This window comes from Clostridium sp. AF32-7AC, from assembly GCF_003477925.1.
GTDB classification, from domain to species: Bacteria; Bacillota; Clostridia; order Lachnospirales; family Lachnospiraceae; genus Otoolea; species Otoolea fessa.
Map to the genome: position 1 here is coordinate 150,331 of NZ_QUEG01000003.1, position 24,048 is coordinate 174,378.

Annotated in this window: 25 protein-coding genes; 3 read left to right on the top strand and 22 right to left on the bottom strand. The window is 47.7% G+C overall.

Annotation, left to right across the window (positions count from 1 at the left end; translation table 11 throughout):
- Positions 1–5: 5 nt before the first annotated feature.
- The 4 genes from DWZ45_RS06370 to DWZ45_RS06385 form a co-directional block, all read right to left on the bottom strand.
- Positions 6–719: an ABC transporter ATP-binding protein gene (locus DWZ45_RS06370; protein WP_118468179.1), complete on the bottom strand. Its 714-nt coding sequence runs from the start codon at positions 717–719 to the stop codon at positions 6–8.
- Positions 706–1,521: an ABC transporter permease gene (locus DWZ45_RS06375; protein WP_233430200.1), complete on the bottom strand. Its 816-nt coding sequence runs from the start codon at positions 1,519–1,521 to the stop codon at positions 706–708. The genes DWZ45_RS06370 and DWZ45_RS06375 overlap by 14 nt, the downstream gene beginning before the upstream one ends.
- 46 nt (positions 1,522–1,567) lie before the next feature.
- Positions 1,568–2,212 carry a hypothetical protein gene (locus DWZ45_RS06380; protein ID WP_118468181.1) on the bottom strand — a complete coding sequence of 215 codons (645 nt, stop codon included), beginning with the start codon at positions 2,210–2,212 and terminating at the stop codon, positions 1,568–1,570.
- Between the two features lie 445 nt (positions 2,213–2,657).
- Entirely contained in the window at positions 2,658–4,055 is a 1,398-nt protein-coding gene (locus DWZ45_RS06385) for a sodium-dependent transporter (RefSeq protein WP_118468183.1), read from the bottom strand.
- Positions 4,056–4,367: 312 nt separating this feature from the next.
- Here DWZ45_RS06385 and DWZ45_RS06390 point away from each other — a divergent pair, with 312 nt between their 5' ends.
- Positions 4,368–4,637 carry a hypothetical protein gene (locus DWZ45_RS06390; RefSeq protein WP_118468185.1) on the top strand — a complete coding sequence of 90 codons (270 nt, stop codon included), beginning with the start codon at positions 4,368–4,370 and terminating at the stop codon, positions 4,635–4,637.
- A 29-nt stretch (positions 4,638–4,666) separates the two neighbouring features.
- Complete coding sequence (locus DWZ45_RS06395) at positions 4,667–5,716, top strand: transglutaminase domain-containing protein (RefSeq protein WP_118468187.1); 1,050 nt, start codon at positions 4,667–4,669, stop codon at positions 5,714–5,716.
- Positions 5,717–5,950: 234 nt separating this feature from the next.
- Here the strand turns inward: DWZ45_RS06395 and yqeB are convergent, their stop codons facing one another.
- The 7 genes from yqeB to DWZ45_RS06430 form a co-directional block, all read right to left on the bottom strand.
- Complete coding sequence (yqeB, locus tag DWZ45_RS06400; RefSeq protein WP_118468189.1) at positions 5,951–6,766, bottom strand: selenium-dependent molybdenum cofactor biosynthesis protein YqeB; 816 nt, start codon at positions 6,764–6,766, stop codon at positions 5,951–5,953.
- 114 nt (positions 6,767–6,880) lie between these two features.
- Complete coding sequence (locus DWZ45_RS06405) at positions 6,881–7,111, bottom strand: DUF3343 domain-containing protein (RefSeq protein WP_118468191.1); 231 nt, start codon at positions 7,109–7,111, stop codon at positions 6,881–6,883.
- 68 nt (positions 7,112–7,179) lie between these two features.
- The gene (locus tag DWZ45_RS06410; RefSeq protein WP_118468193.1) at positions 7,180–8,319 is read right to left on the bottom strand and encodes an aminotransferase class V-fold PLP-dependent enzyme; all 1,140 of its coding nucleotides are present in this window, start codon (positions 8,317–8,319) and stop codon (positions 7,180–7,182) included.
- Entirely contained in the window at positions 8,316–8,933 is a 618-nt protein-coding gene (gene yedF / locus DWZ45_RS06415) for a sulfurtransferase-like selenium metabolism protein YedF (protein ID WP_022359082.1), read from the bottom strand. Before yedF ends, DWZ45_RS06410 begins: the two co-directional genes overlap by 4 nt.
- 12 nt (positions 8,934–8,945) lie before the next feature.
- Positions 8,946–9,980, bottom strand: a complete 1,035-nt coding sequence (gene selD, locus DWZ45_RS06420) for a selenide, water dikinase SelD (RefSeq protein WP_118468195.1) — start codon at positions 9,978–9,980, stop codon at positions 8,946–8,948.
- A gap of 5 nt (positions 9,981–9,985) precedes the next feature.
- Positions 9,986–10,822, bottom strand: coding sequence for a selenium cofactor biosynthesis protein YqeC (gene yqeC, locus DWZ45_RS06425; RefSeq protein WP_227589724.1), 837 nt, complete (start codon positions 10,820–10,822; stop codon positions 9,986–9,988).
- Positions 10,801–11,151 carry an arsenate reductase family protein gene (locus tag DWZ45_RS06430; protein WP_118468197.1) on the bottom strand — a complete coding sequence of 117 codons (351 nt, stop codon included), beginning with the start codon at positions 11,149–11,151 and terminating at the stop codon, positions 10,801–10,803. Before DWZ45_RS06430 ends, yqeC begins: the two co-directional genes overlap by 22 nt.
- Before the next feature lie 417 nt (positions 11,152–11,568).
- On the opposite strand from DWZ45_RS06430, the gene DWZ45_RS06435 reads away from it, so the two are divergent.
- Complete coding sequence (locus tag DWZ45_RS06435) at positions 11,569–12,510, top strand: ion transporter (RefSeq protein WP_022359086.1); 942 nt, start codon at positions 11,569–11,571, stop codon at positions 12,508–12,510.
- A gap of 231 nt (positions 12,511–12,741) precedes the next feature.
- On the opposite strand, the gene pheT is transcribed toward DWZ45_RS06435, so the two are convergent.
- The 11 genes from pheT to tnpB form a co-directional block, all read right to left on the bottom strand.
- The gene (pheT, locus tag DWZ45_RS06440; RefSeq protein WP_118468199.1) at positions 12,742–15,162 is read right to left on the bottom strand and encodes a phenylalanine--tRNA ligase subunit beta; all 2,421 of its coding nucleotides are present in this window, start codon (positions 15,160–15,162) and stop codon (positions 12,742–12,744) included.
- Between the two features lie 20 nt (positions 15,163–15,182).
- Positions 15,183–16,226, bottom strand: a complete 1,044-nt coding sequence (gene pheS, locus DWZ45_RS06445; protein ID WP_022359088.1) for a phenylalanine--tRNA ligase subunit alpha — start codon at positions 16,224–16,226, stop codon at positions 15,183–15,185.
- A 16-nt stretch (positions 16,227–16,242) separates the two neighbouring features.
- A complete protein-coding gene (locus DWZ45_RS06450) occupies positions 16,243–16,455 on the bottom strand; it encodes a hypothetical protein (protein ID WP_147353103.1) in 213 nt (70 codons plus the stop codon).
- A gap of 915 nt (positions 16,456–17,370) precedes the next feature.
- Positions 17,371–18,519: a beta-aspartyl-peptidase gene (gene iadA, locus DWZ45_RS06460; protein WP_118468201.1), complete on the bottom strand. Its 1,149-nt coding sequence runs from the start codon at positions 18,517–18,519 to the stop codon at positions 17,371–17,373.
- Positions 18,520–18,605: 86 nt separating this feature from the next.
- Entirely contained in the window at positions 18,606–20,126 is a 1,521-nt protein-coding gene (gene yfcC / locus DWZ45_RS06465; RefSeq protein WP_118468203.1) for a putative basic amino acid antiporter YfcC, read from the bottom strand.
- Positions 20,127–20,293: 167 nt separating this feature from the next.
- Positions 20,294–20,416, bottom strand: coding sequence for a hypothetical protein (locus DWZ45_RS14740; protein WP_022360385.1), 123 nt, complete (start codon positions 20,414–20,416; stop codon positions 20,294–20,296).
- 25 nt (positions 20,417–20,441) lie between these two features.
- Positions 20,442–20,705, bottom strand: a complete 264-nt coding sequence (locus DWZ45_RS06470) for an acylphosphatase (RefSeq protein WP_182426641.1) — start codon at positions 20,703–20,705, stop codon at positions 20,442–20,444.
- A gap of 3 nt (positions 20,706–20,708) precedes the next feature.
- Positions 20,709–21,683, bottom strand: coding sequence for a Gfo/Idh/MocA family oxidoreductase (locus DWZ45_RS06475; protein ID WP_118468207.1), 975 nt, complete (start codon positions 21,681–21,683; stop codon positions 20,709–20,711).
- A gap of 25 nt (positions 21,684–21,708) precedes the next feature.
- Complete coding sequence (locus DWZ45_RS06480; RefSeq protein WP_118468209.1) at positions 21,709–22,743, bottom strand: alcohol dehydrogenase; 1,035 nt, start codon at positions 22,741–22,743, stop codon at positions 21,709–21,711.
- A gap of 21 nt (positions 22,744–22,764) precedes the next feature.
- The gene (locus DWZ45_RS06485; RefSeq protein ID WP_118468211.1) at positions 22,765–23,121 is read right to left on the bottom strand and encodes a hypothetical protein; all 357 of its coding nucleotides are present in this window, start codon (positions 23,119–23,121) and stop codon (positions 22,765–22,767) included.
- A 295-nt stretch (positions 23,122–23,416) separates the two neighbouring features.
- The gene (gene tnpB / locus DWZ45_RS06490; protein ID WP_347475379.1) at positions 23,417–23,743 is read right to left on the bottom strand and encodes an IS66 family insertion sequence element accessory protein TnpB; all 327 of its coding nucleotides are present in this window, start codon (positions 23,741–23,743) and stop codon (positions 23,417–23,419) included.
- Positions 23,744–24,048: the final 305 nt, after the last annotated feature.

A 24,048-nucleotide genomic window follows, 5' to 3' on the forward strand; every position in this document is an offset into this window, starting at 1 on the left:
CTCCTCTAAATAAAATGTAAATTATTTATAATATCCCTTTTCAGGGTTATCATCTCATCCTCCAAAAGATTCCTCTCTTCCTGCGGCGTCTTGACCTCATAGAGCGCCTTGACCATGCCCTTTTCAATGACCGCAATCTGGCTTCCCAGAATCAGTGCCTCATCGATGCTGTGCGTCACAAACAGAATGCTCGCACTGCGCTCCTGCTGGACGCGCAGAAGCTCTTTCTGCATCTGTTCCCTTGTAAAATAGTCAAGCGCGGCAAACGGCTCATCCATCATGATAAAGGTCGGCTCATACGCCAGCGCCCGCGCGATCGCCGCCCGCTGCTGCATTCCGCCGGAGAGCTGTGCCGGATATGCTTTTTCAAATCCAGATAATCCGACCGTGCGTATAACCGCCTCTATTTTCCCCGGATCTGTCTCCTTTTTTGAAAGCCCGAACACCACATTTTCCCAGACGGTCAACCACGGCATGAGGCGCGGTTCCTGAAAGACAAATGCCGTCTTGTGGGCGCTCTCCCAGCGGATCTCTCCGCTGTCCGCCGTCTCCAGTCCTCCGGTCAGCCGCAGAAGCGTCGTTTTCCCGCATCCGCTCTGCCCCAGAATCACGGTGATTCTCCCCGCCGGAAGCGACAGGTTGATCCCGTTTAAAACGGGAATCTCCCGGTTATCCACCCGGTATGTTTTATGAATATCAATCAGTTCAATTCCAGCCATTTTCCCCGGATCCTTTCAGCACAAATCCTATCATCCATCCAAACAGGCGGTCCGTCACATATCCGACTGCCCCGATCGCCAGAATCCCCACGATCACCTTGTCGGTCCGCGACATCTGCTGTGCAAATAAAATCATATGTCCAAGCCCGGTGGACGCCGCCACCATCTCCGCACCGATAATGGCGCGCCAGCTATATCCAAGCCCGATCCGCATTCCGACCAGAATATCTGCCATCGCATAGGGCAGAATGATGCGGAAAAATTTGCGGCGCTTCGAGTAGCCGAACATATCGCCCACTTCCAGAAGTTTCGAATCGCACCCGGTAAATCCCTTCACGATATTTAAGTACATCGGGAAAAATGACGCCAGCACAATAATCACCGTCTTCGTCGTCTCTCCGATTCCGCACCAGAGAATCAGCAACGGAATCATGCTGAGCGGCGGGACATTGCGGAAAAACTGCACAATATACTCATAGTAAACGCTGCTGCCCGGAAACAGCGCCCGGAACATTCCCAGCACAAAGGCAAACAGGAACGCAATCGCAAATCCCTTCATGACACGCAGGAAACTGATTGAAATATCCCCCCACAGTTCCCCGGTTTTCACCATTTTTAAAAAGCTCGTCCACACCCGCGCCGGGGACGGCAGCACATACGCACTGACCATCTCCATGCGGCAGACCAAACACCAGATCAGAAATACCGCTCCGATTCCCAGCGCCGGACCGAAGTATTTCTGCCAATTATCCTTGAATTTCTTCGTTTCTTTCATTCTTCCCATTCTTTTGCCGCAATTCATGCATTTTCCGCTTCCTCAAGCGTTTTCCATGAACCGCAGATTTCTCTCACTCTGTCTGCACGCCATCCCCGTGATGGCATCCATCCTTACAATACAAAAGTTCCAGCAGATCCGCCTGCTTCCAGCTTCCGCTCTCCACATATGCCCGGATTTTCTCCGGACTGCTGACACTCTCTACCTTCGCCGCCTGCCCATCTTTCCGGCAGATTCCCGCAAAATACCCCGGCGGAATCGGGCTGTCTTCGATCGCCCGGACGCGCACCTCACCGCCTGCCAGACGATTCCATGCGATAAACCGCGTATTCTCAAGTCCCAGCGAATTTCCAAGCACCGCAAGACTCTGGCATGGCGTCGTGATGATCTTCTCCCCATCCGCCAGATCCGGACGCGTGCTTAATTCCCGCGCACAGTGAAGTAAAATCGGCTCGATCGGGGCAACTTTCAGGTTTTCAATTCCAGATTCGTTTTCCGGCTCCTTCTGTATCTCTTCAAGCAGCCGAACCGCCTCCGGACAGCGCGCATCCGCAAGCGTCACGCCCGCCCGCAGACTAGCTTCATATCTTTCCCGGACGATCCGTCCCCAATCGCCCCGGCACTCGACCCGCGTCAGACCATGCCGTTCTAAAAAACGCTTCAGCGAATCTTCCTCACACATCCCGGCAGAAACCGGATTTATCCACAAATACCGCATTGTTTCTCCACTCTATCCAATCAGGCTGCCTAGCTTTCACACCTATGCACCTAATTTACTGCGTTTTCACGTTTCCTGCAAGTTAGTTCTTTCTAACTAGCTTATCATAGCAAAAAATCGATATATTGTCCAGTTTTGATTGTAAACTTTTACAATTTTATAAGTTGACACTAGCCGGTAAAAATGATAAAATCGGTTTTAATAGTTCCTATTTTCCTACGTATTTAATAGGTTTTATTCCGAACAGATTCCTGTTTTTATTGAATCCTATAAAAAAAGCAGGCGGACAGGGCATCAAGGATACAATTCAGGCGATCGAAAATGCCGGATATACCTATGAGATCGAGTCGGATGACCGTGAAGAATAATGGGACGCATTTTTCTATAAAAAAGGTTTTAACCAATTCTCGCACTTTCCGTGAAAATCGGCTAAAACCATTTTTCATTACAGCATATTAATAAACCCGGTCGATACCAGGAAAAGAACCAGCATGACAGCCGGCACAATATACCGGATTAAGAAGCTGTACATACCTGCTCTTGAAAAATGTTCCCCATTTTTCTCGACTTCTTCCACGATCCACTTCGGTCCGACCACCCATCCGATCAGGATGCTGGTTAAGAAGGAAATGATCGGCATAAGGAAGCTGTTGCTGATATAATCCATCACATCAAGCAGCTGTCCGGTGGAACCGTTCGGCAGCTTCAACTCAAAATACAGAACATTGTAGCCCAGACAAATGAGAACTGCCGTGATCAGGGAATAGATTCCGACCATCACACACATCTGTTTTCTCGTCTTTCCAAACACTTCCATGCAGTTGGCAACCAGCGTTTCCATGACAGAAACGCAGGATGTCAGCGCCGCAAAGCCAAGCATCAGGAAAAATGCAAGTCCCACGATATGACCGGCGCCGCCCATCGCCTGAAATACCTTTGGAAGCGAAATAAAGGTCAGACTCGGACCGGACGCCATGCCATCGCGTCCTAAAAATACAAAGACCGCCGGAATAATCATCATACCGGACAGAAGCGCCACACCTGTATCAAAAAATTCAATCTGATTGGTCGCCTTGTTCAAATCGATCTCATCTTTGACATAAGAACCATATGTTACCATAATTCCCATCGACACACTCAGTGAGAAAAAGAGCTGGCTCATCGCATCCAGCAGTACTTCCAGAAATCCTCTTACCGTCAGTCCCGTAAAATCCGGGCGCACGTAGACGAGGAATCCCTGTATTCCCGTCCGGACCGTCCCATCCGCGTCCGTGTAGGAAAGCGTCAATGAAAAAATCGCGATTCCGATGACTAACAGGATCAGTCCCGGCATGATAAAACAGGAAAATTTCTCAATTCCCTTCTCTACACCTCTGTATACAACCCAGATTGTGAGCGCCAGAAAGATTCCCGTGAAAATCAGCGGCGCATTCTTTTCCGTGATAAACGATGTAAAATATCTGTCCTCCGCCACATCCCTGCCGGATGTCGTCAAATACTCAAAGAAATATTTCGTGATCCATCCGCCGATGACCGAATAATACGTCATAATTAACATCGGAACCAGAAACGTCAGGTATCCGACAAACTTCCACTTCGGATGCAGCGTTCCAAACGCCTGCAGCGCATTCTCCTTCGTTCTTCTGCCGATCGCCACATCCGTCGTCAGAAGTACAAATCCAAATGTCGCCACCAGCACCAGATACACCAGCAGGAACAGTCCGCCTCCGTCTTTCGCACATAAATACGGAAAACGCCAGATATTTCCTACACCGACGGCACTTCCGGCTGCTGCCAGCACAAACCCCAGCGAACCGCTGAAGCTGTTTTTCTTTTTTGCCATTTACTTATAACCCCCGTGATTGTAACTTTTATGTCCGTCTCCCGAGGACATAGACAGCTTCTATTCTACCTGTTTTTATTAGAATTACAAGTATCTGCCGGCAATTTTCTCCTCAAATTTCTCCCCCTCCCGCTTTTCTTCCCAGCCGCCCCATCGTTACTGTTCACGCATCATGCCCAGTAACGGAATTTGCCGTGGCTTCGCATTTAATTTATTTTCCCCCCTTCATCTCTACTTGCCTGCCTTATCATCTTCTGCTAAAATTAAAAAGACAAAAACAGGAATTTTCCCATGGAATGAGGCATATACACAATGAACAGCAATCAAACATTCCTGCGTCTTTGCCGGGTTTTAGAAATATACGAAGCCGATTTTGGCTGTGAAGAACGCCCGGACGGACAGGAAACGATGGTCTGTGTCCGTCTGCTGGACACAACTGAAAATGCAAACCTCTCAGAGCATCCAGAATACACGATACGCACCGCGGATCAGGCACTCTATGATGCCGGAATCAATGAGGGCGATCGCGTCTGGTTTGACCCGGAATCCGGGCAGATTGAGAAAGCGGCTGAATCACACTAAAATATAAAGAGTTACAAAGGAATATCAAAATGGAACCATTTTACTATAATCACATGAACAAGAACCAGCAAGCCGCCTACCGCGCCATGCAGCAGGGACTTACCAATCTCTCCGACGAATTTCAGATTCCGCGCCTGGAGGGAAAGGATTTAAGCAATGTATTTTTTGAACTGCGGCTCGATCACCCGGAGATTTTCTGGGCTTCCGGCTTTAAATATAAGTATTACCCAGATTCCCCGAACCTGATCCTGATACCGGAATACCTCTTTGACAAGGGCAAGATCCGCGAACATCAGAAAGCGATGGGCGCCCGCGTCGAAAAACTTGCCCGCCCGGCAATGAAGCTGACTGAACTGGAAAAAGAACGCTATATCCACGATTTTATCTGCGAACACGTTCACTATGACAAATTAAAAAAGCCCTACTCCCATGAGATCATCGGACCTCTGGGACAGGGCGTCGGCGTCTGCGAGGGCATCGCCAAATCGGTCAAAATTCTTTGTGATACGCTCGGCATCTGGTGCATGATCGCGCTCTGCGGCAATAACCCTGAAAAGGGCATCAAATACCGCCATACCTGGAACATCGTCAAGATCGGGAAAACGTACTACCATCTGGACGCTACCTTCGACAACAGTCTCGGCAAATGTCTCCAGACCGGCGAGGAAATCCGCTACGATTACTTCAATCTCGACGACAAGGCGATCTTCCGCGACCACGAACCGCTCATCGCCCCGGCGCCTGCCTGCACGGACAGCGACCATTTCTATTATAAAGAAAAGAAGCTCTCCTTTACCAAACAGGAGGACGTTTACAAGCGCTCCTTACAGGCGGCCAAAAAAGGAAAAACACTGACGTTTCACTGGCGCGGCGGCTATCTGACAAAGGAAGTTCTGCGTGAACTGCTCGACCTAATCGAAAAAGCCGGAAAAGGACGGCAGAAAACAGCCCTCATTAAGCTTAACTGGCCGCAGGCAGTTCTGCGCGTCCGCTACACCGATGAGGCCATCCAGCCGATTGTCACCATGGAGGAAGCAAATGAAGGGGAAGAAACCCCGGAAGGCACAGCGTCTTTATAGTTCGCTGTGCTTTTCCGCGGAGCATTTTTGTGTCATAGGACGAAGTTTCCTATGACATGAAGATTCTAACAATCATAGAGATCATCTTCCAAAACCAGATCCTGATGTTTATCAAAGCTGCCTGCCAAAGGAGCTTATCCAGAAAGTTTTACGCTGTTTTTTTGCTATACGTCAATGATTAGGATGAAATTTCTTAGAATTTTTCTCAAAGGAACTATTGCTATAGTCTCTCTTTTACTTCCATAACTGGGCACACACCAACTCCAGTACACTTCCCGCGATACATCTCGCCTTGTCCGAGATCAGAAAACAGTTGGAAAGTTCCTCTTTTCTCGGATCGACATCTGCTACCTTGAAATGTTCCGTCACCAGATAACCATCCCGCAAAAGACCTCGCAGAATGCCCGTGATCTGTGTCTGAACCAGAAGTTTCGTTCCGTCCTCCTGCCAAATCTCCGCGATCGTGTCCCCGGCTTCGACGATATCACCGATCACACGCACATTTTTGAAAATACCCGCTGCCTGTGCGTGAATCACTCGCTCTGCACCGTATCCACCGATCACGCCCGGAATCCCCGTATTCGGGATTGCCGCACCCTCGCGGATAATTCGCCCCAGCCGGTGACCGCGCTTTGTCTCCACCACAACATCCACATCCTCACCTGCCGTAAAGCCCGGACCAAGTGCAATCGTGAGCGGTGCCATATCCCGGCGGGTTCCAAGATTTCGCTTTGCCAGAATCGCATCGATCACAACAGCCGGTTTCAGCGCTCCAATCGACACGCCTTTCGGATCAATCAAAATCGGCACGCTATTTTCCCGCCAGACCGCTTCTGCCTCCTCATATCGATCAATCCGGACAGCACGAAGCCCCTCGACCTCAGTTGTTTTTGTATAAACCGCCTCACACAGAGCTACCTGTCGCCGGATCGCTGCCGGATTTTCGATCTCCAGCACCAGCACCCGAAGCCCTGCCGCCCAGAGCCGATGAATCGTCCCAGTTGCCAGGTCACCGCCGCCGCGTACAATAATTAAATCATCTCGTTTCATGAGGATGCCTTCTCCTATCTCACTTTTGTTACTATTATTTCCATTACCTGTTTATGCAGCTTCTTCTTCAAATAATTCTTTTGATTGTGTTTTCTGCTTTTAGAGTAATTCTTTTTACTGCCACACACACGACACCTTATCATAAACAGAAGTGTCTATCCGTCCGCTCCACTGCTCCCACTCTTCCGGACGCATCCGCCACGCAAGACCACAGCCAGCAGAAATCTCCCTCGGAAGTGGAATTAAACGTCCCGGAATGCCCGTTTCCATACATCGTTTTTCCCATTCCATCGCCGCCACGGTCGTGTGAAAAGATAGAACAATAAATGGATGTTTTTCTCTCATACTGCCGCTTTCTCCTCATTCCCTACTTTTTTGCAGACCCATTGAAAACCCGATTTTTTCCCCAGTTTTTACGCTTCCTCTGCCAGTGCCCGAACTGCTTCTGCTGCCCTCTCAATCTCCTCTTCCGTATTAAAATGCGAAAAACTGAACCGCACCACTCCCTGACCTACCGTTCCAAGCGCCCGGTGCATGAGCGGCGCACAGTGTGCCCCCGCGCGGACGCAGATGCCGTATTCTTCCCAGAGTGCATCCGCCACACGTGCCGAATCTTCCCCGGCAAGGTTGAGGGAGACGATCGGCGCATGACATTTTGCCGCCGGATCTCCATACACAATGATGCCCGGAATTTCCTTCACCTGTTCGTAAAAACGGCGTGTTAAATCCCGCTCCCGTTTCTGCAATTTCTCGATCCCCTGATCCATCCGGTAACGGATGCCTGCTGCCAGCCCCGCCAGACCATGGACATTGAGCGTCCCGGCTTCGAGTGCCGTTGGCATTTCCTTCGGATGGTGTTCATCATAACTGTGAATGCCGCTGCCGCCAACCAGAAGTGGTTCCACCGAAAGTCCCGGCTTCACATACAGCCCGCCGGTTCCCTGTGGTCCCAGAAGCGCCTTATGCCCGGTAAAACAGAGCACGTCGATTCCGAGCTTCTGCACGGAAAACAATTCTTCCCCTGCAGTCTGCGACGCATCCACAATCAGAAGCAGTCCATTCCGTTTAACAAACGAAGAAATATAGGAAAGATCCGTCACATTTCCTGTCACGTTGGACGCGCCGGTAATTACCACCGCACGCGTCTCTGGGCGCAGACATGCTTCCAACTCTTCATATTTTAGATTTCCACGCGCATCCACACCCACAAAACTAAGCATCGCTCCCTGATCACGCAGACGATAAAGAGGGCGCAGCACCGAATTATGCTCACAGACCGTCGTGATCACGTGATCGCCCGGACGAATCAGCCCGGAAATGGCTATGTTCAGCGCCTCCGTTGCGTTTGCCGTAAAGGCAATCCGCGACGCATCTTCCGCATCAAACAATTCTGCTGCTGCCGCACGTGCCCCGTACACCAGTCTTGAAGCATGTAAGGTTGCCTCATGCGCGCCGCGCCCCGGATTTCCTGCGGTGCGAAGCGCCTCAAGGACTGCCTGTTCCACCTGCAGCGGCTTTTGACGCGAAGTCGCCGCATTGTCCATATAAATCATGGTTTTACCACATTTCCAGCGCCCAGCATTTTTTCAGCGATGACATACATGTTGGTTACACCGCCGACTGCCAGCTTCTCGGTCAGACCATAGAAATTCAGGCAGGTGCCGCAGGTCAGGATCTCCACACCTTCTGCCTCCAGTGTCTTCAGATCCTCCAGCATCGGAGATCCTTCACAGGTCAGACTGGCTCCGCCGTTATAGAAAAGAATGGTTTTCGGCAAGTTGTCCTGCTGGGTCAGGGCAAATGTAAATGCCTTCAAAAGCGTCTTTCCAAGTTCCTCACTGCCCTCGCCCATCTTATCATTGGCAATCACAACCACGGTATCGGTACGGCTGTCCGGAATACAGGCTTCGCATCCGGCTCCTGCCTGTGCTTTTTCCTCTTCTGTCTGTTCACCCACCGTAAAGATAACCTGATATTCCTGATCCGCCAGCTTCTTTGCACTGCTCTGATAGCCCTTCTGCTCTGCCATTTTCGTCAGATTCTGAACTGCAATCTCATTATCCACCAGCACTTCCACCTGTCCGGCACCCGAAAGTTCCTCTATCGCGTGTTTTGCCTTTACGACCGGAATCGGGCATGCGTCTCCTCTTGCATCTACTTTCTTCATTTCTGTTTCCTCCTATCCTCGTACAAAAATTTCAATCTCTCCCGGTTCCGTGATCGTTCCCACGATCCGCGCCGGAAGCCCGGCGTTCTGCAGCTCCTGTTCCAGTTTCTCCGCCTCATCCGGGGCAGCTGCCATCAGAAGTCCGCCGGAGGTCTGCGGGTCAAACAAGACCTCTTCCATTGAAAACGGTACATTTTCAAACTGCACCGCCGCCCCGACATGGTTGCGGTTTCTCTGTCCTGCCGCCGTGTATAAAAACGCATCTGCCGACTCACGTGCGCCCGGAAGCACCGGAATATGGTTCACATCAATCTCGCACGACAGCCCGCGCCCCATCATTTCATGCAGATGCCCCAGAAAACCAAACCCAGTCACATCTGTGCACGCGTGAACCGTGTACTTCCGGCTGATTTCCGCCGCTGTTTTATTGAGCGTCGTCATCGACTGTACCGCCCCGTCCATCTGCTCTTTTGTCACTTCTCCGACGCGGTTTGCCGAACAAATCAGCCCAACCCCCAATGCCTTTGTCAAAATCAGGCGGTCGCCCGGCTGTCCGGCATCATTGGCGTACAGCTTTTTCGGATTTACCAGTCCCGTCACGGACAAACCGTATTTCACGCCCGTGTCCGCGATCGAGTGACCGCCCGCGAGAATGCCGCCTGCTTCTGCCACCTTCTCCGCGCCGCCCTGTAAAATCTGTCCCAGAACATTCAAATCCATTGATTCCGGAAAACACACCAGATTCAGCGCCGTCTTGACCTCACCGCCCATCGCGTACACGTCGCTCAGCGCATTTGCCGCTGCAACCTGTCCAAAAATATACGGATCGTCCACCATCGGCGGGAAGAAATCAACCGTCTGCACCAGCGCCAGATCCTCTGTGACCTGATACACTGCCGCATCGTCCCGGCTGTCATATCCGACTAAAAGATTCGGATCCTTCTCGCCGCGCGGTAGTTTTTCCAAAATGCGGCTTAAAACACCGGCTCCCAGCTTTGCCGTACAGCCGCCGCCCGTACAAAATACGATATCCCTTTTCTCACTCATCTCTCTCACTCCTGATTTCGTTCTGGTCCTGAAAAGGAAGTTAAAATTCCCTGAATTCCGTAGCTATGTTTCAGGATATCCAGTACCTTTCTGCCATCCTCCCGGCGCTCTGACGTGTCCGCCTGGTTCAGAACCACAAAAAACAAACGCCCCGATATATCTTTTCTGGCACCGTTTTCGCTACCAAGAAGCCACGCCAGAAGTTCTGGGGTCAAAGGCGTATCTTTCGAAATGGGCACTTCTTTGAGCAGTCTTTTTCCTTCTTTGGGATAAGCTGCGTCCCCATACTCGCACACATCCCTGTTCCACGCCTCAATCGCCAGCTCCGCCCGGAAGCACACCTCCCCCAGCGGACGATACAGGGCACTCAGCCCCGCGACCGCCAGCACGATATCGCTCTGCGGCAGTATCACCGGCTCATGCGCCGCCGGAAATTTACACGGAAGACATTTCGCGCCATCCGCCTCCAGAAATGTGATATCTGCATCCGAAATCCACTCGCTTCGAATCGCTTCTGGCAGAATTGTCAATTTTTCGTGTGGGGCTGGGGTTCCGGCTACGACGTAGGTTCCCTGCTGCCAGAGACGATCGCGCTCTTTTCCGGCATTCTCCCACGCGGTATTTTCTTCCTCATTTACCGCAATCCACGGCACATTTACCGGCTTCCGAATATGCGTCGTCGTCGCCATCAGCACCCGCCATCCCTTCGCCGTGCAGTACGCCGACAGCGCATACAGAAGCGTCGTCTTTCCGCCTCCGCCAATCAGCGAGACCACGTGTCCTTTTTCACGTAAGAAAGGAAACTTCTGCTCCCAGTCCATCACCGCAGCTTCTCTTCCCATTCCTTCTCCCGAAATCCCGTTAAAACAGTATCTCCATCCACAATGACAGGGCGTTTTACCAACATCCCATTGGTGGCAAGCAGCTTCAACTGTTCGTCCTCGCTCATCTGCGGCAGCTTATCCTTTAACTGCATTTCCTTATATAGCATCCCGCTCGTATTGAAAAATTTCTTGATCGGCAGCCCGCTTCTCGCCTGCCACTTCTTCAATTCCTCATACGTCGGATTTTCCTCCACGATATGGCGCTCTGTATATGAAATTTCCTGTGTATCCAGCCATTTTTTCGCTTTCTGGCAGGTACTGCATTTTGGATAATAAATAAACAGCATCGTATTCCTCCTTTGTGAGCATGCTTGCTATTATACGGCACCTTCTATTTTAAATGCGGCCGTTTTAAACAAAGCATTTTACCTTTTTAAATTACCTACAGAAATTATACCCAGACACCAGAAAGATTGCAAGGGATGCCTGAAAATGATACAATAATAATATCTGCAACTATATTCAAGTCGAACGTCCGTGAGACTTGGCGCGTGATCCTGGTCAGCGAAGCTGACATATTCCTATCAGAATCACTGCGCAACCTCGCGGAGCGTTTATCTCAGTCGGAGACAAGGCTTCCACTGAGATAAATTTGCTATTACTCACCACCTGAAGAGGTGGGAGTCTTCTCGACTGAGATACCCCCCTCTTTTATACCAACAGGGAAACACATTCACCCAAAAATTATTATAAAAATATCCACTATGAAAGAAAAAATATTTAACATCATCCAGATCGGCGACAAAAGCAACCGTATCAGCCGTGCATTCGATATTTTCATCACCTTCACGATCATCTGCAATATCATTGTCACGTTTCTGGAAACATTCGATCAATTAACATCCTTCGGTGGTCTGTTTACCATGCTGGAACATGCCAGTGTCCTGATTTTCTGTATTGAATACGCGCTGCGCATCTGGACTGCCGACTATCTCTATCCAGAAAAAACGCCGGGACGCGCCCGATTCTGCTTTCTCATTTCCTTTGATGGAGTGGTGGATCTGCTGACGATCATCCCGGTCTTTTTTCTTTCGGGCTTCATCATTTTCCGTATGCTGCGCGTGGCGCGGATTTTCCATCTGTTCCGGCTCAATGCGAAATACGACTCGTTCAACATCATTACCACCGTACTCTATGAAAAACGGAACCAGATCATTTCCTCTGTGTTCATCGTCATGGTGCTGATGCTGGCGAGCAGCATGTGCATGTATAGTGTCGAGCACAACGCTCAGCCGGACATTTTCCGCAATGCATTCAGCGGCATCTGGTGGAGTATGTCCACGCTGCTGACCGTCGGTTACGGCGATATTTACCCGGTCACAACGCTTGGGCGCGTGATGGCGATCTGCATCGCCTACCTCGGAGTCGGTGCCGTCGCGATCCCAACCGGTATCATCAGCGCCGGTTTCGTCGAACAGTACCAGCGCAAGAGCAGCCTGTCCAGCATGAAGGACGCGGATATTCAGGAAATTGCCGAGGTTTTCGTCGATAAACGATATGCCGGAAAAACCATTGAAGAGATGGAAGAAGAGCAGAATATCAAGATATTTCTGGTGCTGCGCGATGATCTGTCGGTGCTTCCGCAGAAAAATATGGTTTTGAAATTAAATGATATTGTGATTATACGAATAGAAAATGAAGCGTAATCAAACTTATCATCAAACATTTTTTTATGAACGTGAAAAAGAATGTGCCTTGGCACATTCTCGCGCCGAGCGCGGTCGCTTGCGACATGTTTCTGCTTCGCGCGAGTGCGCATCATTGGCACGTTAGTGCCTTTTTGTGTAATAGGGAATTCCAAGGAATTTCCTATTACACAAAAAGACTGCCGTCCAAATTTTCTCTCTCTGGACAGCAGCCTTTTCTTTCCTTCAAAATCAGCTTCTCAGCTCAATTCCATACATCTTATTCAGCTGTTTCAGCACTTTCTTGACATATCCGTCAACGGTATCTGCCTTGAACGCCTCTTCCTTCGGAGTGAAGAGAACGGTAAATGCCATCGATTTCTTATCGGCTGCGATCTGTCTGCCCTCGTATACGTCGAACAGACTAACATCCTTGACGTAAGCACAAGCCTCGCGGATACAGCCCTCAACCTGTCCGCAGGTGATGTTTTTGTCCATAACCAGCGCCAGATCACGTTTTTCCTCCGGGAATTTTGGAAGCGGCTCAAATACTTTGGCTTTTCCATACCATTTCTCCAGCGCTTTCATGCTGATCTCCAACACATACGCATCTTCGCGCATTGCCTCTTCCTTCATGATCTCATATTTTACCTTACCGAGGTAACCAATCTCCTCGCCCTCGCAGAAGATCGCTGCGGTCTGATACGGATGCAGGAACGGTTTCTCTGCTTTTTCATAGTTAAAAGTAATATTTAAAACATCGGCAACTGCCTCTGCCATTCCCTTTAAGGTAAAGAAGGACTCTTCCTTACCAAATGCACCGATGCACAGCGTCTCTCGCTCTTCCGGATATTCCGTCAGAGGTAGGGACTTCGGAATAAATGCATTTCCAATCTCGAAGATACGTCCCTCGAAGATGCCTCTCTTCTGGTTGCGTCCCATTGCATGAATCATCTGCGGTGCCAGTGTTGTTCTCATCAGGGACAGATCCTCGTTGATCGGATTCATGATGCGGATCGCCCTGCGCTCTGGCGCGTCCTCTGCAAATCCCATTTCATCCAGATCCGACGGGGAGAAGAAGGAATAGTGTATTCCCTCAAATGCGCCAACACTGCACAGCGTTCTCTTTACTTTCAGAATTGTTCTCTGACGCAGGTTGCTTCCACCGATCGTCACCTTAGCACTCGGCATGAAGGTCGATGTGATGTGATCGTAGCCGTACATACGGATCACTTCCTCGGCAACATCCGGATAATCTTCCATATCCTCGCGGTATGCCGGGAAATGCATGGTCAGTTCGTCGCCGTTGATCTCCGGCTGGAAGTTTAAGCCAGTCAGGATGCGTAAAATATCCTCGTCCGGAACGGTAATACCCAGAACAGCGTTTACTTTCTTAACACTTGTCTTGAAGGTAGCCGGCTCTAAGGAGTTTCCGGTATTTACATTTTTATGGGTCTTGGAAATCTTACCAACTCCCAGCTCCTCAACCAGGTGCAGGGCACGTTTCATCGCCATCTCGGTTGTGTACTCATCGACGCCCTTAGAATATCGCTGGCTCGCGTCGGATCCCTGTCCTAATGCACGGGAGCTTCTGCGGATGTTGTCACGGGCAAATTTAGCTGCCTCGAACATCACTTCCGTCGTGGTATCACGGATCTCAGAATTTAAACCACCCATGATTCCGGCAAGTGCTACCGGCTTTTTGCCGTCGCAGATAACCAGATTGTTCGGATTTAAGGTAAATTCTTTCTCATCCAGCGTCACGATCTTCTCGCCCTCGGCCGCGCGTCTTACGTTGATCGCATTGCCCTCCAGATAATCGCAGTCAAACGCATGAAGCGGCTGACCTAACTCACGCATGATATAGTTTGTAATATCAACAATATTGGAAATGGAATTATTCCCTACCAGAGCCAGACGGCGTCTCATCCATGCTGGGGACTGACCCAGTTTTACGTCATATACATAGTGTGCAATGTAACGCGGGCAAAGATCCTGTGCCTCTACCGTTACGTTGAAGCCTTCTTTCTCAACTTCTGTCTCAGTGTAATCCAGTGCCGGTGTCTTGAGCGGCTCGCCCAGTGCGGCGGCAACCTCTCTTGCCAGACCGAAAATACTCTGGCAGTCCGGACGGTTTGCCGTGATAGAAACATCGAAGATCCAGTCATTTAAGCCGGTCAGCTCTTTGACATCCGAACCAATTTCCGCATCCTCCGGCAGAACCAGCAATCCGTTGTAACCAGCACCCGGATACAGATCCTCGTTTAAGCCAAGCTCGGTACCGGAACACAGCATACCCTGGGACTCATAACCTCTCAATTTACCCTTTTTAATGGTGGCCACGCCCTCGATCGTCACATGGTCTTTTGCAGTTGCATATACTTTCGCGCCAATCATGGCAACTGGGAATTTTCCGCCAGTTTTTACATTGTCAGCGCCACAGCAGATCTGTAAGAGTTCCGGACCACCTACATTGACCTGGCACACATGAAGATGTGTTTCCGGAATCGGCTCACAGGAGTCAACATAACCAACGACGATGCCGCTGATATCCTTGCCAACCTGCCATTTTTCTTCTACCTCAAATCCACAGTCAAAAAGCTTCTTCTCCAGCTCATCTGCGGAAATATTAATATCTACATAATCTTTTAACCAGCTTAACGGTACAAGCATTTCTAATCCTCCTGTCCTGATCAGTCATCGATCTGATCCAGCACACGCAGATCAGACTCAAAAAGCATCTTGATGTTGTTGATGCCGTATTTCAGCATTGCGATACGCTCCAGACCCAATCCGAATGCGAATCCACTATATTTATTGGAATCAATGCCGCAGTTTTCCAGTACCTTCTTATTTACCACACCAGCGCCGAGAACCTCGATCCAGCCTGTTTCCTTGCACAGACGGCAACCCTTGCCGCCGCACTGGAAGCAGCTTACATCGACCTCAACAGACGGCTCCGTGAACGGGAAATAGGACGGACGAAGTCTCGTTTTTGTCTGCTCACCGAAAATTCTCTGAACAAACATATCCAGCATACCCTTTAAATCACACAGGGTGATGCCCTCATCAACAACCAGACCTTCCATCTGGCTGAACATCGGAGAATGGGTCGCATCATCGTCAGAACGGAATACTTTACCCGGGGAAACAACCTTGATCGGCGGTTTTTTCGCTTCCATGACATGAACCTGTCCAGCCGATGTCTGGGTACGGAGCAAGAATTCCGGAGACAGATAGAATGTATCCTGCATATCGCGCGCCGGATGATCCTGCGGCGTATTTAATGCTGTAAAGTTATAATAATCGGTCTCGATCTCGGTTCCCTCATATACCTCAAATCCCATAGAGGTGAAGATATCCGTCAGCTGATTGCGGACCGTCGTAACTGGATGCAGATTACCGTAACGGATTTTAACCGGCGGCATCGTGATATCAATCTTCTCCGATTCATAGCGCTGCTGCTGCTCTTTCTCTTTTAATTTCTGATCCAGCTCGTCAAAGAAATTGTTTGCCCACTCCTTGGCGCCGTTGATAGTCTTACCAAATTCCGCTTTCTGGTCATTGGCAACATTGCGCATTTCTTTCATCAGCAGACCAATTCTGCCCTGCTTATTATCCAGAAAGGTCTTCTTAAACTCATAGACACTCTTGGAAGTCGTCAGAGCATCCGCACCCTGGCGGATTTCCTCTTTGATCGCAGTGATCACTTCATTCAGTTCTTTTAAATCCTGCATGATTTCTCTCCTTCTATTACTTTTGTTGCTTTTTATCTTGATATTGCTTTAACTTGTGGACACGAATTTGTGCATAAAGAATGTTCTCTGGCACATTCGGGCGTCTCGCGCGGTCGCTTGCGACATGACATAAAAAAATCCCTTCGCACAAAACGTGCAAAGGGACGATCATATCTATACCGCGGTACCACCCAGCTTCCTGTCGGCAGGTCATTTCTTCGTCTGCCACAGACACTTTCCGGTATGTAACGTACACCAGACGGCAATGCCTACTCTAAATTTCAGCAATGCAGCTCCCGTGGGAAATTCGGATATCTGTCTGAACGGAAAAAGGCTCACAGCCGCTGACCTCTTCTCTCTGACCGGAAACAGTATCTTATAAAACACGATCATAGCTTTTGGTTTGTTTGGTTTGATTGATTTCATGTATGCAATCTGTTTATTATTTTAGGCATGTTGGTGGGAAATGTCAAGGGATTTCTTTCCTTGATATTTTCATCTTGGTATTTTCAAATTATAAGAAATTTTACTTACTGCAAGCATTTTGCAAGCACAAAGCCCAGAAACCTCTAAAAAAGCAGATGTTTCAGTTTGAAAACTTCCGTGTAAGGAAGCTCACTGCAATCAATGCCCTAAATTTTTATATTACCCTGTGCATGGCATTTCTGGCACATATATCCATGAAATCAGAAACGCATGCCCTGAAGGTTGCAATCATACAGAAAGCAGACCCTATAAAAGAAAAAATCCATTTCAGCTATTATCGGCTGGCTAAAGGTATCTCAGGCATACTGTCGTATGTAAAAGAAGGGATCAGGCTATGGTTTCGGACAAAACGTCCGATATACCGTCAACTTTGCCTTAAGTTGGTCGCTTAAATAGATAAAAGAATAACTCTCCCAAGTAGTGAAAGGAATCATCCATTTATTATTTATCTCCTTCTTCTATCATATAGAATAATTACAATTCAAACATTTAGAATGTGTAATTATATTTGTGGTGTATGTCAACAACTTTTTTTCTTTTTAATTCTACCAGTAGACAGCATCTCTTTTTATGCAAGGTTATCATTTTATCAACTGTATAAGCACGCAAAAAAGCACCAGCCAACTAAGTGACTGATGCTTCTCACATCTGATATCCTTTATTTTTTATAAACTGTATTCCCTTTTGCAATCACTTCAACAAGCTGAAGTTCCTGGTCGAGAATACAAAGATCCGCATCATAGCCCTCTTCAACCTTACCTTTTTCCTTAAGACAAAGAATATCTGCTGGATTCGATGTAATTGTAGAAATTGCTATTTCTAAAGGAATTTCTGTTTTAAATACACATTCCTTTACTTCCTTCAGAAGGCAGCTGGACTGTCCAACGCCCATTCCAAGGAATTTGCCATCACTACTGTACATCGGAAGGCTTCCCTGCCCGTCAGAAGAAATTGTTATGCGGTCAGGATTTACTCCTGCATCTAACATCCGTTTGATACCATTACATACACGTACCTCATCACAGATAGTTTCCCAATAGTCCATATCTTCATTTCCAGTAAAGTCTACTGCTCCGCCTTTCAGTGCATACTCAATCGACTTGCCAAAAAGCATCTCATTTCGATTGATATGTGTTGGCAGTATTTGAGTTGCCGGTATCTCTGTCTCATCGACTACTCGTTCAATCAGATCTAAGCATCTCGGACTATCGCCCAGATGAACATTTACAATGCCAGCTTTCCCGGAAAGAACACCACCAAGCCTTGTATCCGCAATGACACGTGCAAATTCCTCGAAAGTCGGCTGTGAAGAACGATGATCAGAGATCGCGATTTCTCCCGTTCCAATGATTTCCTGAATCATCATAATATCTTTCACAATACTGTCAGTCAACGTGCGGACCGGAATCTGATAACTTCCGGTATAACAGTATGCAGACATTCCCTGCTCATTCAATCCTTTTGTCTTTGCAACCAGTGCACACATATCACGACCGATTCCATCTGTTCCAAGGCAGCCAACAACGGTTGTCACTCCAAACTTCGTAAGTCCTTCCATGGTTGCTTCCGGAGTACGATTGGCGAATCCGCCTTCGCCACCGCCTCCGAGTACATGAACATGACTATCAATGAATCCCGGAGTTAAAAGTAGCCCCTCTCCATTGATCCTTTCTGCCTCAGAAAGAAATCCGTCTGCGGATATAGAACCCGCATCTTTAATCTTAACAATCTTATCATTGATTATAAGTACATCTTTTTTCCCCAGATGCTGTGGAGCATAAACATCAATATCCTGAATTAATTTCATCACAAATCACTCCCACTAAGACAAATTTGCTATTACTCGCCACCAAAAGAGGTGGGAGTCTTCTCGACTGAGATAAAATACATATTTTAGAATCCAATTCCAACTGCAACAAGAACTGTAATGATTGCACCAATCATTAAGACACCAAGGAATTTCCACATGAATTTAATCCAGTTAGACCACTCAATCTTTGCAATTGCAAGAGATCCAATCAAGCATCCGGATGTAGGAACAATCAGGTTTGTAAATGCATCACCAAGCTGGAATGCAACTACAGCTGTCTGACGCGAAACACCTAACAGGTCTGACAGCGGAGCCATGATAGGCATTGTGATGGCAGCCTGTCCTGTTCCGGATACAACGAAGAAGTTAAATACGGACTGGAACAGATACATAAGTACGGCTGCAACTGCTCCGGAAACTCCAGACAATGCATTTGAAATATTATACATAATTGTATTAATAACTGTAGGTGTTGTCGGATCAGAACCACCAAGAACCTGCATGATTCCCTGTGCCATAGCAACGACAAGGGCAGCACCGATCAGGTCTTTTGCTCCATCTTTGAAAGATGTTGCAATATCATTCAGTTTCATATCATTCAGTTTAAAGATAACTCCAAACACACCGGAAACAATTCCCATAATAAAGAACTGTGTTGCAATCTCCGGCATGTAGTATCCCTGAGTCATAACTCCCCAAACTACCCATACTACTGTAACAGCCAGTGTCAGAAGGACTAAAATGTGTCCAAGACCAAATGAATGTCCTTCGTCAATTCCTGTTGTTTCATTCTGCTCACGGAAATATGAATCCGTCTTATATGCGATTGAGATTGTCGGATTCTTTTTAATCTTTGATGCATAGAACATAGTCATTCCACAGCCGAGTGCTGTAAATACGACCCACATTACCATACGGAATCCTGCACCGGAGAATACGTCAATACCTGCAATACCCTGTGCAATGCCTACAGAGAACGGATTCATCCAAGATGAACCGAAACCAATCTGTGTGGCAACATAAGTAACAAGAACTGCGATAACTGAATCATATCCAACTGCTACAAACAACGGACAAAGAATCATAGTAAACGGAAGCGCTTCTTCTCCCATTCCGAAAACTGCTCCACCAAGAGAAAACAGTACGAAAAGTATCGGAATCAGTAGTTTTTCTGCTCCCTTGGCCTTACGGATCAATCCGATCAATCCAGATTCAATCGCACCTGTACGGATCATGATACCAAATGCACCACCTACTACCATAAGGAATGCGATAATCTCGATTGCAGAACTATTTACGATTCCGTTATACATATAGTTGAAGAATCCTGTTCCACCATCTCCGCTAAAGAGTGCTACTCCTTCTGTTACTACATTTCCTGCATCATCTGTCAGATACTGGAAACTTCCGTCCTTGATTACTGTACGGGTTTTCTCAACACCATTGATCATATATGAAATATCCTGTGTTTCGTAAAATCCCTTTGGTACAAGAAATGTCAGAAGTGCTGCGATAACGACTACTAAAAAGATAATAATGTAGGTATCTGGCACTTGGAATCCCTTGTTAAAGGACTTTAGCCCTTTTTCTTCTTTTTTGCTCATTTTTGAGTCTTCCTCCCATTTTTTGATGTACCATATTAGTGTACCATAGAATGCTAAAAAGCCAACTAAAAATTTACATGTTTTTTGTCATTTTCCTGTATTTTTATACACCCAAAAATGGAATTGGCTCTGGTAATGCAAATCATGACCACTGGCTTAGCCAGTGATTAGACTGCGCCTTCCGGAACCTGCGGAAAGGCCAGATCCTCAATCGTTCCATACTGAAGAGCCGCATTTCTCTCTTCCTCTGCCCAAAGTCTGCTTGGATGATTGGAAAAATTGATAAACATAGTAACATCCCCCTCATTTTTATCTCTATCTTATCTTAAATCCTCTTTCTTCTTCACAGGGAATCTCTGTGATCTCCATATCCGCCACGTTGATCCATCTCTGTTGCTGAATCCGATCTAACATTTCCCGAATGGAAGCTTCGCTTCCCTGCACTTCCATCTCCACTCTTCCGTCCCACAGGTTCTCCACCCAGCCGGCCAGGCCAAGGGACTGGGCGATATAAAAGGAGCGGTAGCGGAAGCCGACGCCCTGGACATCACCTGAAAAAAAGATGTGTTTTCGTACCATAATTTACATCTCCTCCGGATACTGAAATTCCCATTCTTTTCTGAATTCCGTCATCATACCCATCACATCTTTTGTATAATCCAAATGCATGCATTCTGCATCCCCACGGATGGCTTTCTCCATATCCGCCAGCTCATAGGCCAGCGCATCTGCATGCTCACCGGTCTGAATCACTTCCGTTTCTCCGGAATCTGTATAGGTGATTCTCGCTTCCCAGGCTCTCGGATATTCCATGATTTCTATATATCCCTTTTCACAGGATACCATGCCTCTTTTCGGCTGCTTGGAATGCAGCGACAACATGACAGATGCCATCTGGCCTTCCTGATTCATCAGCAGCAATCCTGCCTGTTCATCCACTCCTGTAGGTGCCGGTTTTACCTGGGATAAAAGCTGATCCGGCTTGGAATCCATAAACCAACGGATAAAGGAAAGCGCGTACACCCCGATATCCAGCATGGCACCTCCTGCCAGGTTTTTATTAAAAAAGCGGTTGTTCATATCATATTCTTTGAAGCTTCCAAAATTCATAGTAATCAGATTCACCTTTCCAAGTTTCCCTGACTCAAGAATTTCCTTCAGTTTTTTATAAATCGGCATATGATAAATCGTCATGGCCTCACCTATGACAACACCCTTTTTATCCGCCAGAGCAATTGCCTCATCCAGTTCCCGGCTGTTTAAGGTGATAGATTTTTCGACCAGAATGTGCTTTCCATTCTCAATTGCCCTGCGCATAAAATTAATATGGGTATTATGGGGAGTTGTGATATAGATTACATCAATATCCGGGTCTGTAAACATGTCATTATAATTATCATATACCTTTTTTATCCCATATTTTTCTGCAAATGCAACCGCTTTCTCATGGGTTCTGTTACCCACCGCATCGATGTTTCGCCCGTTTTTCTTTAAGGCCACGGCCATTTCATTTGCAATCACTCCGGTTCCAAGAACTGCCCATCTGATGTTCTGCATGTATCTCTTACCTTTCTTTATCCAACTAGCACTCCACCGCTACCTTAATCACTCCATCTTTCTTGTTCTCAAAAAGCTCGTATGCATCTTCGATCCGGCTAAGCGGATAGGTATGGGTAATAAGCGGTTCCGTATCGATCTTGCCCTCTGCAATGAGGCGAAGCGTCTCCTCACAGTCGCATCCATCTACACCGCCGATTTTAAAGGTAAGATTCTTGCCATACATATCCGGAAGCGGCAGCGTCTGGGCTTCGTCATAGAGCGCTACCACCGTGACGATTGCATTAGGCCTTGCACATTCCCAGGCTAACCGGAAAGTAGAGGATGCTCCTGCCACCTCAAGAACCACATCGGCTCCGTCATGATCACTGTTTTTCTGAACATATTCCAGACATTCCTCCGGTAAAACGGTGTATACATCCGGATAGTGCTCCTTTATAAAGCGGACGCGGTTTTCATCTTTCTCGCAGACAATAATTCGTTTCGGTTTCTTTAACATTACGCAGAGAAGGGTACAGATACCCGTCGGACCGGCACCGATGATCAGAACTGTATCTTTCTCCGTGATCTCAGAGATTCTCGACGCCCAATAACCGGTCGCCAGCACATCTCCCACAAACAGTGCCTGCCGGTCTGTCACTCCATCCGGAATCTTATTTAATCCCTGATCTGCAAATGGAACCCGCACATATTCGGCCTGTCCGCCATCGATACGGCATCCCAGGGCCCAGCCGCCATTCTCGTCCGTACAGTTATTTACATATCCATTTTTACAGAAAAAGCATTCACCGCAGAAGGTCTCTACGTTTACAGTGACCCTGTCCCCCGGCTTCACATGGGTCACCGCTGCCCCAACTTCTTTCACAATTCCTACCATCTCATGGCCGACTGTAATTCCAGGGACCGCCCGCGGCACACTTCCGTGTTTGATATGCAGATCACTGGAACAGATGCTGGCCAGTGTTACCTTTACAATCGCATCCCGTTCGTGCATAAGCACCGGTTTTGGTTTTTCCACTAATTCAAACTTTCCCTTAGAAATATATGTATATGCCTGCATTGCTTAACCCCCTTCTTTCTATTATTCATACTGAATCCTATTATAGGCGAAACCTGGGGTTATTAGCAAGATTTGCCGTAAAAAACATGCTTCTGCTTCATTGAAACATTCCGCGTACATGATGGCTAGTTCCAACTGCTGGCAGGCTCCGGTATCATATGTCATTTTTTCAGAAGAACGTCCAAAGCGAGTTGCCTGCGCAAGGTTCCATTTTTCAAGGATCACCTGCATCTGCTGGTTTGTCCGTTTCAACTCATCCGTAAGAACAGCCAGCTGGCTACGTAATTCTTTTTCCTGCTCCATGCTTTCAAGCAAGAGCTGCAGGATATCTTTTTTATTCAGTTTTGCCAGCTGTTCTTTTGATAACGCAAGTGCCATACGGACGATCAGTCTCCTTCGCTTTTATGGATCCAGTATAACAGAAGAAGCGAAAAAACACAAAAATCAGACCGATATCTTTTCGGTATTTTGACGGTGGAAAACTCCTGCTCCAAAAGCAGTTCTTTCTGTAGAGAATACCTTCCAGGCTGCCTGAAAACAGGTGGATCCGGCTTACTTTTCATGTAGCAGAGAAGACTGTCCACAATTCATGTTAAGCGGATAAAAAACAGAACTTTTTATCCCCATACAGGCTTTCGAATCAAACAGAAAACTTCTCTGTTTTGTACCAAAGTCACACTGGATGTTTTGGATCGATCTTATGGACAGATGGAGCTATGGAGTATCCGCTCATGAGCAGATGATACTGCTCCGAAGTGATGTTCCGGGCTTCCGCTTCCGATCGGGGCCATTGAAAAGTTCCCGCCTCCAGCCGCTTATAAATAAGCAGGAAGCCGTCTTCCTCCCAGACCAGCCCTTTGATCTTCCGGTTACTGGAACCACAGAAGAATTTGAGCGTTAACATTTCATTTGGATCAGCTGTTACAGACCTCTGCACAGGGAACTGCTTTGGCTGCGTTACTTCAGCAAAGCCGCTTTCTACAAGCAGGGCCTCTTTCACTTTGCGGAGCCAGTAATAATAAGAGTCTCATGAAAGCTGATGCTGTGCACAATAATCTTTGACAGACAGACCAGATTCGTTGCGCTCCTGAATAATAGCAGCCCAGTTTTTTACACGGATCTGTGCTGTGGCAAGTTTGGTGTTCATAATTGACCTCCTAGTGTGAAAAATGGGAAAAGTGTATTGTACAACTTTTCCAACATTATCTCAAACTTGGAGGTGTAGTTCTAGAGATGTGTGGTTTACTATTTACGATCGAAATGTTCCAAGACAAACTCAAACCAGATAAATAAGCACGACAAAAG